Source organism: Bdellovibrionales bacterium (assembly GCA_016714165.1).
GTDB lineage: Bacteria > Bdellovibrionota > Bdellovibrionia > Bdellovibrionales > UBA1609 > JADJVA01.
In genome coordinates, this window is the sequence record JADJNU010000012.1 from 32,039 (window position 1) to 46,584 (window position 14,546).

The following is a 14,546-nucleotide window of genomic DNA, read 5'->3' on the forward strand; positions in this document are numbered from 1 at the left end:
GATAGACAAATCCCTTTGCCTCAAGAAGTCGTCTTGAGTCAGATGATGAAAATCCTTAGCTGCGCCTCGACCCGGCTTGGCCTGTCCCGGCAAATACTGAACTCCAGTTTTTTCAAAAGGTCATTCATAGTTGCTGGAGCAATATTTAAGGCTGTCCTCAGGTCCGTTGATCTAATACTTATTAAGTTGTCCTGCATAAAATCAATCCTCCATTTTGGCCGAAAACTTTTATATAAAAACTATAAAAACAATTCGGTTTCAATTCAAAGCAATATCGAATAAAAAATTACAAAACTGGACTAAATCAAGCCAACCATCTGAAAGATCGCCTAAGCGCGTATTTGACACAAAATGCATTCTTCACTAACTAACCGCGAAATCTTCAACACCTGTCCTTGCCCGAGTTGTCGGATTTGATTTGGGTGCACGACAAATTCCTCAGTGTCCCTGACGGATCTATCTCCGGTGTTTTGATCCCAGAGCAGTCCTCGTTTATAACGCATTGTTGATTTTTGTATGGTTCGTGTGCCGGCCATGGAGGCAAAATACTCTGCATCATCGGGGCTGTCGGTTCCGAAGATCAGTTTGGTATTGCAGTTTCTTTCCAATTGATCACAAAAAGTGGGGGAGACTTTCATCAGATCTCCTCGGGATTGGTGGGCGACCATGATTCCGAGTTTTGCACCTCTTGCTCTATTGAGAAGATCGATGAAGTTGTCGGTCGCAAAGCTTGCGAATTCATCGACTATCAATAGGCATGGCTTTCTTTCATTTTCGGGAACCTCGTCGTAGATCTCGCCGACGGATCTAATGAGATCTTGAAGGACCAATTTTCCAAGCTGAGTGCAGGAGGCTTTGTCGGCCATGGAGTTCAGAAGAAAGTACGTGATTTTACCTGTTTTCATCGTGTCTTTGAGATCAATAGCCAAAGGGGATATGGACTGCTTTCCGATGAGGGGACCGGCCGAGGATCTATATATATTGATAAGATCAGAGAGGAGACCAGATATTTCACGAGCTCCGTCTTTGCTTCTTAATGATTCAGCTCGATCTCTCAAAGTTTGCTTTGTGTCATTGTCGAGAAATTCTGAAACGGCGAGTGTTTCAAGTTCATCGGGTTGAGAGAGATAACGGGCCAGGTCTTCAATTGTGAATTCGGATTTCTCATGATCTCTGATTTGGCAAAGGGCTAAGAGAAGATCAGAGAGAGCTCGGGAGGCGGTTTTCTTATAGTATTCCTCGGACCAATCAAGGGAGTTCATAATCTGGGAGAGAATTTCCTGAGGAGTTCCATGTTTGATGGGGTTATAGGGTTTAGAGATTTTGTGCTGAGTGAGGCAGAAGAATTCCAGGTCCTGCAATCGATCAGTTTTCTGGGCCTCATTTTTGATCCACTGGATCGTGTCAAAATCAGCCTTGAGATCGACGAAGATGATTCCCATTTTTTGAGGAATGAGCCTTGAGAGAATGACCTGGATCAATGTGGTTTTGCCGGCACCACTGCCACCGATGAGCTGAACATGATAATTGAGATTGGCCTTTGTTAAATAGACAGGCTGATTTTTGTTTCCAATTTTATGACCGATCAGAATTTCATCTCTTTGTGGTTGAGTCTGATCTTCTGAATATTTAAGAATGCTTTGGGCTAAATGAGGAGTGAGTCGGAGAATGGAGAGTCCTAAAGTTGGGAAGACGAAATAGGGGAGAGCTGCGGCCTGAATCATCGGAGAGACGTCTGAGAACTGCTCAAAAAATCCTGACAAGAGAAATAGGCTTGAAAATCCTATTTTTAAAAAACTCTCCCTTTGAGGAGTGGCCGGTCTTAAGGAGCTCAAGAAAGCAGAATCGAGAAATGGCCTAAAACACTGATAGAAGTTACTGGCTAAAGGGGCCATGAGGTTTTTTGACAGAGCCCCTTTCAAGAGGATGTTGAGGAAGAACCAACCAAATTGGGCAAAGAAACCTAGGAGAAAGACTTTTAAAAAGTAGAGCTGCACATCAACGGTCGAGAGGGATTTAAGTTTCAGGATCTTTTTGATCCATAGATAAAAGGGTCCAGTCTCAATCAAGTGATTGTAAGTGGAGGCCATCCATTGGAAGAGATCAATTCCCCACTGATATTCGAAAATCCCCCAATAGATGTGTCCCGGTGTCGGAAACCCAAATACAAAAACAGTTATTGCCAATGGCACCAAAAGGTTTGTGAGAAACACAAACACTTTTGTTTGAGCGGGTTTTTCAATTCCCCAAGCTCCGCCCAAAACAAGACCGAGCAAAAGGCCTAAGAAAACCATGGGCAGATATTTGGCAACTTTGACAAGAAGAAGTAAAGCTCCCAGGAATCCTGAGACAATGAGGACTCCGTTTTGATCACTTTCATTCATCTTATTTTTTGAGGACATGGCAGAGTTCTCCTTGATCAAATATTTCCCCGATCCACTGAACTTGAGCTTTCAATCCTTGCGTCAGAGTTTTGTAACTCTCAGCGACAAGTTGAGAGGTGCAGACGATGTGAATGGCTTGGTAGTGTGTGGGCAGATAGGTCAATAGACCTTTGAGTTTTGAAATCCTGATCTTTCTTTGTGCGGGGGACTTTGGATAGTGCTCCATTTCAAATATGACATTTTTTGAAAATTGATTTGTGTAAACTCCGTCGGGGATGAAGACCTTCATTTTATTCATGAGAGCTTTTCTCTGAAGGGGGAGATCTTCGCTGATGAGTCGTCTTTCGGATTTCCAAGAACGTGCTATGAGGACTTGTTCGAGCTTGATCCTGTTCCAAGCGACGAGGACTGAGTGATTTACATTAAATGAAAATTGAGTTGTTGGTTTGAGCCGACGGACTTCGGGTCGATACCATTTAAGAGCCGAGACTCCCATGGGGGTTGTTCGATAGAAGAGAATTTTCCTTCCAAGGACAATGGCCTCGATGAGTCCATTTGATCTGAGCCGATTGATGCGATTCCTTGAATTTTTGAGTTTCGTCTCCCAGCAGTCTTGTCCCCAGAAGGCATAGGCTAAAGGTTCAAGTTCCATGGGTCCCATTTCGTTTAAGAACTCAAGTAGAAGAAGATCTCTTTGTGTGAGCGACAATGGTTCCTTAAAAAATCTCTCTGGCGACTTCATGTTTTCCTCTGTGCATCAATCTTCGTTGTGTCTTCAAAAATAATTCTCATTTCATTAACCTCACCCCCTGTTTTTATTCCAATCTTTGGGACCCTTCCGAATGGCTCGGGCGTTCTCAAGACCACCCGACCCCAATTACTCGTTGGGGGTGGGTGGTCTTGAGATTGGCTATAGCCAAAGCCCGAGCCAAGAACACACTTCATTTCAATAGGATATGAATTTGAGGGATACGTGTGAGGGTACGTTTTAGGTGTGATTTTTTGAAGCCCTAAAACGTAACCTAAACCGTACCCATCAACGCAATGAGAACTCAAAAATCTGTGAAGAATGGGTTGGATTTTATTATCTCGATCAACTGTTTTTTTGATGAAATCCACGATCACACTTTCTCCCTATTTTTTAGATGATCCATTTCTCTTCCCTCATGTTGCACCCCCTCCCATCTCTTCCTTCTGTGCTCTCCATCTACTTCAAAATCTTCGTCCGAAACGGGCTCTGGCGGTTTGTTGACCACCCGACCTCAACTATTTGTTGGGGGTGGGTGGTCAACAAAATGGACGCAGTCCAAAGCCAGAGCCAAAAATCATCAAATTCAATAGTTTAACTCCCCCTCGGGTGCACCGGCGCCTATACCATTTGGAAGGGGGTAATCGGTACACCCCAGCGGTACAGGTCGCGGTACAGGCTCCGGTGCATGAAGAAAAAAGAGGCTCTTTATTTTCATGGCCTCTCGCCGTGCTTTCTTAAGACAATTTCTGGAGTGTTGTGGTGGTCTTTGTTTGATATCAGTCTCGATCTGGGAGGAGAGGCCTTCACCAATCCCAGAAGTTTTCCTCTGACCTCGGGATCTGAAATGGCCTTGCCGAGCAAAAAGGATTCCTCGGCATAACGGTTGATGAGATTCCACCAGGCCTCATCTTTTTCCATTAAAATAAGATGAGAGATAACTTTGGTCCAATCAGAGCTCCTCAGTCCCATGCCTTTTGCATGCTCCTTGAAAGACTTGATTCGACTTGCGGCTTCGGAATTTATTTTGATAACGGACATTTTCGACTCCTCTTGTTAATTGTTAGTTTTCGATGGCAGTGGCAAGAACTAGAACTTTGATTTCAAATGGACCTTTGAGTTCTGAGAACTCAGGAAACTTTTTAAGCTTTTCTCGAAACCTCTCAGCCGAGCTCATGGCACTTTGGCTGAGAGCTTTTTTTGTTGAGGAGTTAATGGAGGTGTCCTCAATGGTTCCCCCAAAGGGAGTCAGATATTTTGGAACCTGAGCGTCAAAGTAGGCCGCCATAAAAGTGGAGATAAAATCGCCTGCAAAATACTTGGCCTCTTTTGAATGATGAATGCCCTCAAAACCTGGAGTGCCGAGCTCTGTCAGAGCTGTGCCTTTGAAGAAAAAAGCTTGGGCCTTGGATTTGGGAGAGAGCATTTCAAAATCAATGAAGACTCGATTTGAGTTTGGCTCAAGGCGGGAGAAGCCCACGAGTCTTGATTGGGCGAGATGACCTGAGGTAATTCGGGCCACAACCGGAGCCTTTTCATCGGGGAAGGCAATGACGGAGTGTTCAACTTGAGCTGATAAAATATCCCCAGGCCTTAGAGTTTTGAGAGTCTCCTTGACTGAGTCCATGGGAAGAATAATGGAACTCTCAGTGTCTTTTGATTTTTGGGAATTTACTGCCAAATAATATTGGGGAAGATTGGATCTGACACTTTGAGAAAGGGCAGATTTTTTATCTACTTCGATCTTGGCCCGGCTCCTTTTGGTATTCGGAGCCGTGGTTTCAGTAACTGAAGGCATTTCTTTTGGAGAGTGATTTTCAATTGTCTTAAAATCATCGACAGATTCCTTAACTGATTCTGGCTCATTGAGTAAAGAATGCCCGTCGAGGATGTGATCTGAGGCGAAGGAGTTGAGCTGAAAGGTCCCTAAGGTATGCGGAGCTTTGCTCTCTCTCGTAGGAGACTGTTTCGGTGAAGGCGGGTCCTTTGACGGCTCCCAAAATTTTGATCACATCTTGATGAAGTCTTTGGTTTGCAATGACGTCGAAGACAAAAAGCCCATGGGAGCATCGAACGATCAAGTTGGTCGGATCAACCAGATTTGTCCTGGCCGATAGGACGAGTTCAGATTTGAGAGTTTTTGAGACCTGAACTTCAAGGCTTGATTTTAACCCCACCTTGGCTTCATCAATATCGCAGGGAAATTGAATGACACTGGAGAGTCCGGGTTTGATGTAGATCAGGCCTACTTCAGAGCGATCGAAGAACTGAGAAGAAATCCGGCCTGAGCTTTTGCGAAAAAATAGGGAAAAAAGCCTACAAAAACACTCAAAATACACACTAAAAAGCAGGGAAAAAGGGCTAAAATCATAGTTTTTCCTCCCGAAGTTCTATGATCTCCATGCCCCAGGGGTTGATGTCTGACCTCTCGATGCGCTGGAGCTTGAGAATCACTTTCACTTGAAAACTCTCGGTCTGAAGGCGGGATTTCTGCTCTATTTGCAAAAGAGCTTGAAAGTTCTCCTTATCGACTTGGCTGAGTCCTCGAAGTCTTGAGTTTTGCACAAGGCCTGACTTTTCAACGGCTGTCTTTAATCTTTGGATATTTTCTCCCTCACTCTTCCAAAGACTCTCAGACATGAGATTTGTGGCCTCTCCCACGTTTTGGGAGAAATCGAGTGGGGTGAAGTTGTAGGCCTTTGAGAAATAGTGCTTTAAAAATGAAGTGAGCTCCGTCTTAAAGAGAGGATCGTCTTGGCTTGTGATAATTCTGGTGCCGTTGGCATCAATGCCGATCAGGAGGGTTTTGCCCTGATTTTTGACTGCTTGAAAAGTCGCAAAACAAGCCCAAGATGTGAGGGCCAAAAAGAGAAGGATTTTTAGAATTTGTGGCTTTAGTATTTCAAATGCCAATTTCATAGAGAACCTCCAGAGGTCTTAAAGATTGGGAAACTCATTGCTCACGCCCCCCTTTTGAGCCATCAATCCAAGTCTCGTTTTGTCTCAATTGTGTTTTCTGAAACGAAGAATAAGATCCTCTTCTCAAACCCTGAGACCTTTCTCTTGCAATCCCACTGGGAGTGCTGGAATTTCCATTTCCATTTCCATTTCCATTTCCATTTCGATTGGCCGAAGTATGTGGATTTGATTTTTTAAGTCCTTGAGAGGACAGAGCGCGACCAAGAGTATCTCTGTTCGACGAGCCATAATTATTTTGGCTAGATCCATCCTGGGTAAAAAGATTTTGGCCAATTGAAGCTCTAGATGGATTTCGAAAGGGACCTGTCAAACCTACTTGGTTTGACAGGTTTAAGGGGAGAGCTCCTGAGTCTTTTTTTGAGTCTTGAGAGTTATGAGTCATCAGGTCTGTGTTTTTAGAATTTCTCATTCCAGAATAATTTCTCATTCCAGACTTTCCGCTTATTCCATGCGTGATTGGGGCCTGATAGTTCCTGGAACTTTTTTGAAATGAAGAGCCCCTTGAGGAGGCAAAGGGCGGAAGAGTTAAGCTTCGATTTCCTAAACCAAAAGAGCTGTTTATTTGGGGCTGTCCCCTTCTCTTCGACTGTTGAGGTAAATATCGAGGGGGAGTGAAGCCATGGACAAATCCTCCGGCAACCCGTCTTCCCACCTCTTTTCCTCCGGAGAGGGCACTTAAGGCTGAGCCTCCAAACGTCGATTGAAGAAGGAGCTTGCAAAAGGAGAGGGGACTTAAGAGTTTGAAGAGCTCGATTAAGAGATCAATGGACCAGTAGAAAATCTGACTTTCAGATTTTAATCCATTTTGGAGTAAGCTTCCTCCCACTCGGTCAAAGACTGAAAACAAGAGGGGCCAAGAAGAGCCAATAAGAATGAGAAAATAGAAGATCTTGATGAGTGAGGGCATGGATAAAACTGTGCCGAAGAGAAAAACAATGGGAGCCAAAGCCGACATAAAGATAAGTGAAATAATAAAAAGACACTGAGATAGGTAATAAACAACAGAAGTGATAAGCCCTAGAGTTTTTCGAACGAGAGAGAGGCCGGGAGTTGCAATGGGGTCTTTTTGTGAGAGCAGAAGTCTTTGAGTTGTTTGTTGAGCAATGTCGCCCTCTAAAGCTCTTGAAAAATCAAAAGTCAGAGAGAGGAGATATTCATAGGAGAGAAGAAGAGCCAGAAAGAGGGCAGCTCCCTTGACGAGCTCTCCATACTCTCTTGAGTTTGCGGCCGTCATGTTGAGATAGAGGAGTCTTAAGGAGAAGAGCACAGGAAAGATCAGAACGATATAGCTCTTGGTTTCTCGAAAGACATCATTACTCATTTTTTGGGTGAACTCAAAGCTCATGGATGCACTCCCCGACGCTTGATAAACTCTTGCGTCATCAGTTCATCAAAACTCCTCGATTCGATCTCGGACTTTCTCATTTGAAGTTTTAATTCGGTCAAAATCTCAGTCTGAACAGCGAGCGAGGATCTTTGAAGTTTGAGCTGTTCTTGAAGAGTAAAAGCACTCTCTGATTGGGCATAGGCCGATGAGGCTTTTGGAAAATTCGCCAGCGCCAGGAACAGACGCTTAACTCTTTTTAAATATTCACTCGAAGATCTAATACTGTCGGTTAAGGTCATTTTTGAGAGCCTTGGAGCTTTCATCAGGGCTTCGATTTCGTTCTTGGCCCAAACCGCTGTTTGGGTTTTGCCCTCGATTTTATCCAGAGAAGCTGAGAGCTCACTGATGGATCGATCCAGATCAGAAAAGCGTTTGTTTGAGGAGTCCCTCTCCGAGGAGTTGTTCTCAACGGTCTTAAGTAGTTCATGGGTGGCATCGACGAGAGCTGAGGCCTCGGCTACTTTTTCAGCAGAATCGACAAGGGTGTCTAAAAAGGCTTGAGCCCTTGAGGGAGACAAAAGACAGGAGATACACAGTAGTAGTAGTGAAATAAGAGTTTGAGAGGAATGGGATCTCATCAATCTTGAGCCTTTCTATCCAAACTCAAGACTCTGATGGCTTCAAGACGAGTGAGGCTTGGAACTGTCTTCATGAGACTCTCGATCTTCTGGTTGTCCTCTCTAGTGCTTGAGAACCTCCAATACTCCTCGGGGCTTAGGATAATGCGAAATATTCGAGAGCCAAATTTGTCCTGATACAAGACCTCTGAAAACCTCCTCTGCTCTCCTTTTAAATTCTCAAGGACCTCCATCTTGTCCCTCGACAATTGAAATCTCTCCTGAAACTCTTTTCTCTCTCCATCAGGGCTAAAGAGAAATCGGTTGGGACTGTTCTCGATGATACCCTGATCATTTTGAACGATCAGATCCGTTGATTTTTGGCTGATGGAAATGAAGGATCCACCAAATTTTCTCACGTTAGCCGTTGAAAACTTAAAGAAGGCAAAGCATCGCTTGATAAAAAAAGGAGTCTCATCTGCGATAAAAACGAGTTTTTTGTCCTTTGATCTGATCATTTCAAGGTTAAATTGAGCCATGACGAGGGAGAACCCGCCCTGGCCGAAATCAGCGTCACTGGCCTGATGAATATCTGAAAAATTATAATAGCGAAGGCAACAGTTCTCTTCATGCGGGTCTTGCTCGTTTTTACTGATCAGAGCATTTTGATAGATACCACCTTTAGCCCATCGGTAGAGGAGAGACTTTCTCGGAAGATCTTTTGATTCCCTTAAAAACCCATCAATGGATGGACTTTCATTGTCTTTTCCTTTGATCCCTTCGGCATAGAGAAATAAAGCTCTTTCCACCTGGGCTCTTAATTCCTTAGAGAGTGTCAGCTCTCCTTCTTCTGTCATCAGCACGTTGAGGAAATTCGATAGCACAGAGATCGAGGACTCATGCACCCCCTCTTTAAGACACAAAAATGGATTCATGCCAGAGGGCTTGTCAAGGCTCAGCCGGTATTCTCTTCCCTTTAAACTTTCGGTTTCTTTCGAGTGGCTTCCGCCCACATCGACTTTGATAATATGAATTCGCCTGTCATGAAGAAGGGCTCTCGTTAAAAGATTGGTGAGGACACTTTTTCCACTGCCTGTCTTGCCACAGATAATCGCTGAAAAGGCGTCGTAGCGTTTATCAAACAAATCAATCGAGTTCAGACTGTGGTCTCTGCGGTGAAGATAAAGACCGTGGCTTTGTTTAAGATTTCTGTCTTCTCCCTTTAGACCTTGAGCCTTTTTTTCCACTTTCGTTCCTCGAGATCCAAGAAGGGGGAAATAGAGACCTAAGATGTCTCCTCTTTCCTTAAAACTTAAGTGATGAAAATTTCCTGGCAGAAGAGACTTAAAGCAGTTAAAGCTTCCGAATGTTTCAAGGGCGAAGGCTCCCATGGGTTTCAGAGCATGAATGACGATTTTTGAATCCTCTCGAATTAACTCCTCAGAGACTCTTGGCAAAATCACGTAGAGCTCGTAATTAAATAGGGACTCCCTTTCAAGGGCTACTTTTTCCAAAAGATCTTCGGAATCATAATACTTCTGAGCCGATATCTTATCCCCTCCGCTCAAGCCTTGAGAGGATTTGCGACGGAGCAAGAGTTCAGAGAGACTTGAGGGCATCTTTCTGAGCTTCAAGGATATCTGATAGGGCTCGGGGATTTGTTGTCTGAGACTGTGAAGGGAGTTCAAGTTTAAAGCTGTGGGTGTTGGTCCCTGAAACTTTACGATGCCAAAAATATCGTGCGATATTTCAATGCCGGCTTTGAGTATTCTTATAAATTCACCCCGTGTGCTGAAAACCGGAGGTTTTTTTAATACTCGACACTGAAGGCCTATCTCTTCTAAATGTTTGAGATTACACCCATCCAGGAGGGAGAGGGCATAGGATTCCTCAACTGAGGAGGATTTCTTTCTCAAGAGGGTCTTAATCAATTGAGAGAATCCGCCGATTTGGGTCTCAAGACTTATTGTGATCTTATCCCGTGAGAATCCGATCTCTGAGAGCTCCTCTTTTCTTGATGAGAGGTTAGTACTTGAAGAGGAGAAGGCCCATTGAGAGCTGAGATTAATTTTAAGAGTGATCCTTGGATCGAGTGAAAGGGCAAATTGAGTGAGATGACGGCTCACGTCCTCCAAATCGTCCCGCTCGGGATCGATTCCATCCACCTCAAAGGCTGTTAAGAGGCTTAAGTTTTCAAAGACCCAGAAGCGATGAGCTTTCAGATCGAATTGATGAGTCAGTTTTGGATAAATCACTTGAACCCTCCTGTTAAAGGCCCGGGTTAAAAAGTCCCTGACCGTGTGTCTTCGAAAGTTAAGTCTTAAGAAAACAAGTGAAAGAGAGCAGATCAAAAGATGAAGAAGAGGCAGAAACCTTAAGGATTCAAATTGTTTAAAAATTAGAAGGCCAGATAGAAAGAGAAGGCCAAGGAAAATAAAGTCCACCTCACTCAGTCCAAAAAACAAAGACGAATTATTGAGGGAATATGAGGGTTTTTGGATGGGTTTAGGCACCAAAAACACTCCTTAATAATTCAATAATGGCAGGTCCTCCAAAGGTGGCCGCAAGCCCTATGACTCCGCCAATGAGAATCTGCTTTCCCAAGAAGGGAGCCCCAAAGTGATAAAAAATAGCGCCGAGGGCAAAGGCAATCCCACTCGTTGCCTGTGCAAGACTTAAGAGACTTTGGTTGGCCACACTGGCCGCCTGACTGAGCCTACTTGCGTGGGCTGGATGAGAGGAACTTAAAATGAAAAGACAAAGAGGAGAGAGAAGTTGAGCGAATGAAAAAGCAGAGAGATGGTTTATTAGGGTTTTGTAGGTCTGATTATGTTTCATTTGTTAATTCCCTTCTAATAATTTGTTTTGCCTTAGATGAATCCCTTATTTTTTGAACTTTTACGGAGTTAAAGACGGTGGGATAAACTCATACATCAGGTTGTAGTGAAGCCAAGTGTTGGGGTTGCCGGAGTCTTGAACCCATTGATCGACGGAGTATTTTCTCCACTCTCCGGGACTGATGAGTTTTCTTGCCTCATCAGGCAGCGAGTGACTAAAAAGCCCTGAGCCTTGAGAGAGAAGTCTCGGGGCTTCTGATTTTTTGAACTTTATTAATTCAGCTTTAAGCGCTTCAGTCTCTATTTTTAAGTCTTGCGAGGCCTTCTCATTGTCAAACAGGTAAAGACTTGCAATTGCGAAACCTGATGAGAGAAGAGCTGCCCAAAGGGCTCCATGGCTGAGTTTGCTTTCATCCTTTGGTGCCGACATGGACCCAAAAGACCCTCCAACAATCGCTCCCACACCCATTGCAGACAACTGCGATTGTCTGTGAGTGGCACAGGAGTTTAAAAGAAATCCCATTAAAACAAGTCTCAGTGCTTTCATCTGGTTCTCCAAAAAGAAGGGCTAATGATCTGTCAGAAACACAATGAAATCTCATCTCGCCTCCATAGACTCATCTCTCTTCACTAAAAAGAGAGAAGAGAGAGAGGAGAGTTGGAGATGGTCTTATTTTGAGGTCTTCGGAGTCCAAATCCCCATCAAATCAAAGTGAGAGAAAAGAGGCAGAGCTCTTTGATCAACAATTGTCATCGATGGGGTTTTGATATTCTGAGCTTTCAGATTGAGTCCAGATTCGCTCACAATGAACTTCAAGCTCTCAAGTTGTCTACCTTTGAGGATGTCACCCTGATCGCGAACGAGCTTTTTCTCAACACACCTTGTTCTACAAGCAGCTGGAAGAAGCTGAACCTTCAAAAATGGAGATTCCTCAAAGAGTTCTTCTCGATCAAGAGAAGTGGGCATATTCCTCGGAGGTGGAGGTGTGCAAAAGTCTTCTTCCCTTACACATTCCTCGTGGCAAGTCGTAGCTCCCCTGAATGTTCTCATCGTGTCTTGAGGTCTTCCCTGGTCAAAGAGAGTGAGAGTTTCTGGATCTGATCCATAAAGCCCCACATAAAGGGGAATTTGGGGCTTTAAGTGCAAAGTGAGCTCTCTAGGGAATCCCTCACCCAAATGAACTCGGTCCATGGCAAACTGCAAGGACTCCTCATTAAGCGGAATCAACTCAAAAGGCCCTGGATTTTCGAAATTCAAATGTTGCTCATCGACTGCGAAATTACATCCTAAATCTCGGTAAACCCTTTCATAGATTTTCGTTTGTATAATCCCCAAACCTCTTTGTCCGAGGACAATCTCAACGGGATTTTCCTCAAATGAGGTGATCTGAAGGACTCTCAACAATGCAAATCTTTTATCTACGAGCTTAATTTCAGAAAACGAAAGACTTTCACTTTCCTTCGACAGACTTGAAAACTCCTCAGGCGTCAGGCTCTTTGATTCAATTCGGCTGGGAGGTGTTGAGAGCGAGAATTTTAGGACTCTGACCTCATTCTCTTTTTGTCCATTGATCTGAATCCGCACCGAAGCCGTCCTTGATTCAGAGGGAGTAAAGATATTCTTTAGTCCATGCACATGAAATTCCAGATTGAGATTGGACTTCAAATCTGGTGTCAAACCCGCCACCACTTTGACGGCCGAGAGAGGAAGCTCAGCCTCTGATTCCATGTATTTGATAAAAGCCCTAATCCCCCCCTCATGAATGGAGGAGTCCGGGATATTGGAAAGCATCAGCACCATCTCGTCAGGCACAAGAAAAGGAAGTGAGAAGTTCTCACCGGATAGCTCTATTTGAGAGAGGGCTTTGACTTCATTGAGCTTCATCTCTCCATGAAGCGTTTCATCAAGCTTTAAGGTGAGGCCCAAGGCCTCGCTTTTAACCGGAGACGGAGCCTTTGAATGGTCATTATTTTTAAAACGAACAAGCAAAGCACAGAAACGAGACAAGGAAAATATTCCAAAAAGAACGCATAGCTCCCCCTTTTGCCCGAAAATCGGACAAGAAAACGAGCTCACCCTTGCGTTGAGAACCAAGACGGAATAACTTCCAATTGCTTTGTGTTGGAAGATATTTTCCGCACCGGCTCTCCCTGGCACTTTAGTTTCAGCTAAAGTTGTTAGGGCGAGCTTTTTTTTATTTAGTACCCACCATGAAAAAAACTCGAGCTTTTCACATTTACTCAAGCCTTACCCATGAAAACTTTGTTGAGACATCCAAATCAAAATATTCCTTTTGAATAAAGAAAAATCTTTGGCTAAACGAAGATTAACCAACTTGGTTAAATGATTCATTGTGCAATCAACTAGTTACGTGCCCATTTAACCACTTTGGTTAAATGGCAGAGCAGATGCATCAGGAAATGGTTCAATTAAGGGGGGCTGATACGTGGCATTGAATTCAGAAATTAGGCAAAAAATTGATAGCTGGCTGAGCGCTGAAGCAGGACGGTCAGTGTCGGAGCTAGCAAGACGAGCAAGAGTTCCTTATTCGAGTCTAAGAAGAATTTTGCAAGACGAAACTGCGGCAAACTACCCCACTCTTGCCAATGTTCTGGACGTGGTCGCTTGTGGTTCTGAAATAGGTCCGCTACTCAGCAAGCAATATCCAGAGTTATCGAATATTTTCTCTATCTTTAGGGAAAAAGAAGTGGCTGCCGGAACACTGATTTCCTCACTTGATCAAGATACCCTTTATGTACTCGCGTTTTTGACCTGTGATAAACCAGTATCTCTAACGGAATTGAGGGAGGAATTCGGAACAAGAGGCCTTCGATCACTTGAAATACTTAAAATGCGAAAAGTCGTTGAAGTGTCTGACGATGGAGAGACAATCAAGGCTTTGATGCCTGAAATCTCCTTTCATCACGCAGATGATATATTGAAGGTAATCCATTCTCACTTGCACTTTACAAACACTGCTAATATGACTTGTCACAAGGCAACGATAGGAGCTATGTGGGGGTCTATGAGTATAGATGGGTATATTCAATCGCTAAAAATTCTCGAAACTGCGGCACTGGCTATTAGTAAGATCAGGAGTTCTTGTCCAGGACAGATCCCTATGTACTTTACTTATTTGATGAATTCTTACCATGACCTACACTCTGTTCAGAAAAACGGGGCACAAAATGAAATTTAAATCTTTATTTTTTGTTTTATTGATAACTCTAGTTGGCTCTCGTGCCTTTGCAGGGGGAACGGGTCACACAGGAGGCGGTGGAGGGTTTCACACTCAACCAACTGAGAAAGATCAGGAAGACGGATATTCGCGTGTGCAGTTTATTCAACATCATCAGAGCGGATCGGCAACCGCAACTAGCTCTCATGTCTCTGCTGGTGGAACTGGTTTCGCCGGAGGAAGTGGCTTCATCGGTGGAGGCTTTAATTCTACGACGGTTGAGGAATACCTAAGAACTCACTTCATTGCCGGTAATGGTTCGGCAGTAGGTGGCACCGGAGGATTTCACGCTCAATCCGTTGAAAGTGAACTAAATCCTGATTTTCTTGCCTCTGCTGGAGGAACTTCTCACATAGGAGGCGGTGGAGGATTTAACACTCAACCAACTGAGAAAGATCAGGAAGACGGTTATTCT

Annotated in this window: 15 protein-coding genes; 2 read left to right on the forward strand and 13 right to left on the reverse strand. The window is 44.0% G+C overall.

Annotated elements, in window-relative coordinates:
• Positions 1 to 329: 329 nt before the first annotated feature.
• From IPJ71_19435 to IPJ71_19495, 13 genes are all read right to left on the reverse strand, one after another.
• On the reverse strand, positions 330 to 2,402 hold the full coding sequence (locus tag IPJ71_19435) for a TraM recognition domain-containing protein (protein ID MBK7845814.1): 2,073 nt from the start codon (positions 2,400 to 2,402) through the stop codon (positions 330 to 332).
• Positions 2,386 to 3,126, reverse strand: a complete 741-nt coding sequence (locus IPJ71_19440; protein MBK7845815.1) for a hypothetical protein — start codon at positions 3,124 to 3,126, stop codon at positions 2,386 to 2,388. Before IPJ71_19440 ends, IPJ71_19435 begins: the two co-directional genes overlap by 17 nt.
• A complete protein-coding gene (locus tag IPJ71_19445) occupies positions 3,123 to 3,503 on the reverse strand; it encodes a hypothetical protein (GenBank protein ID MBK7845816.1) in 381 nt (126 codons plus the stop codon). The genes IPJ71_19440 and IPJ71_19445 overlap by 4 nt, the downstream gene beginning before the upstream one ends.
• 343 nt (positions 3,504 to 3,846) lie before the next feature.
• Entirely contained in the window at positions 3,847 to 4,173 is a 327-nt protein-coding gene (locus IPJ71_19450; GenBank protein ID MBK7845817.1) for a hypothetical protein, read from the reverse strand.
• 22 nt (positions 4,174 to 4,195) lie between these two features.
• Complete coding sequence (locus tag IPJ71_19455) at positions 4,196 to 4,930, reverse strand: hypothetical protein (GenBank protein MBK7845818.1); 735 nt, start codon at positions 4,928 to 4,930, stop codon at positions 4,196 to 4,198.
• Between the two features lie 64 nt (positions 4,931 to 4,994).
• Complete coding sequence (locus IPJ71_19460; GenBank protein ID MBK7845819.1) at positions 4,995 to 5,309, reverse strand: hypothetical protein; 315 nt, start codon at positions 5,307 to 5,309, stop codon at positions 4,995 to 4,997.
• A 190-nt stretch (positions 5,310 to 5,499) separates the two neighbouring features.
• Positions 5,500 to 6,051, reverse strand: coding sequence for a hypothetical protein (locus IPJ71_19465; protein MBK7845820.1), 552 nt, complete (start codon positions 6,049 to 6,051; stop codon positions 5,500 to 5,502).
• A gap of 34 nt (positions 6,052 to 6,085) precedes the next feature.
• Positions 6,086 to 7,456 carry a hypothetical protein gene (locus IPJ71_19470; protein ID MBK7845821.1) on the reverse strand — a complete coding sequence of 457 codons (1,371 nt, stop codon included), beginning with the start codon at positions 7,454 to 7,456 and terminating at the stop codon, positions 6,086 to 6,088.
• A complete protein-coding gene (locus tag IPJ71_19475; GenBank protein ID MBK7845822.1) occupies positions 7,453 to 8,079 on the reverse strand; it encodes a hypothetical protein in 627 nt (208 codons plus the stop codon). Before IPJ71_19475 ends, IPJ71_19470 begins: the two co-directional genes overlap by 4 nt.
• On the reverse strand, positions 8,076 to 10,310 hold the full coding sequence (locus IPJ71_19480; GenBank protein ID MBK7845823.1) for a hypothetical protein: 2,235 nt from the start codon (positions 10,308 to 10,310) through the stop codon (positions 8,076 to 8,078). Before IPJ71_19480 ends, IPJ71_19475 begins: the two co-directional genes overlap by 4 nt.
• Positions 10,311 to 10,560: 250 nt before the next feature.
• Positions 10,561 to 10,893 (reverse strand): hypothetical protein, encoded by a 333-nt coding sequence (locus tag IPJ71_19485; protein ID MBK7845824.1) that lies wholly within the window; start codon positions 10,891 to 10,893, stop codon positions 10,561 to 10,563.
• A 60-nt stretch (positions 10,894 to 10,953) separates the two neighbouring features.
• Complete coding sequence (locus IPJ71_19490) at positions 10,954 to 11,439, reverse strand: hypothetical protein (protein ID MBK7845825.1); 486 nt, start codon at positions 11,437 to 11,439, stop codon at positions 10,954 to 10,956.
• A gap of 123 nt (positions 11,440 to 11,562) precedes the next feature.
• Positions 11,563 to 13,137, reverse strand: a complete 1,575-nt coding sequence (locus IPJ71_19495; protein MBK7845826.1) for a hypothetical protein — start codon at positions 13,135 to 13,137, stop codon at positions 11,563 to 11,565.
• 202 nt (positions 13,138 to 13,339) lie between these two features.
• Between IPJ71_19495 and IPJ71_19500 the strand changes: the two genes are divergently transcribed.
• Both IPJ71_19500 and IPJ71_19505 read left to right on the forward strand, forming a co-directional pair.
• A complete protein-coding gene (locus tag IPJ71_19500) occupies positions 13,340 to 14,092 on the forward strand; it encodes a hypothetical protein (protein MBK7845827.1) in 753 nt (250 codons plus the stop codon).
• Positions 14,082 to 14,546: hypothetical protein (locus tag IPJ71_19505; protein ID MBK7845828.1), on the forward strand; the 465-nt coding region annotated here is incomplete at its 3' end. The genes IPJ71_19500 and IPJ71_19505, both read left to right, overlap by 11 nt.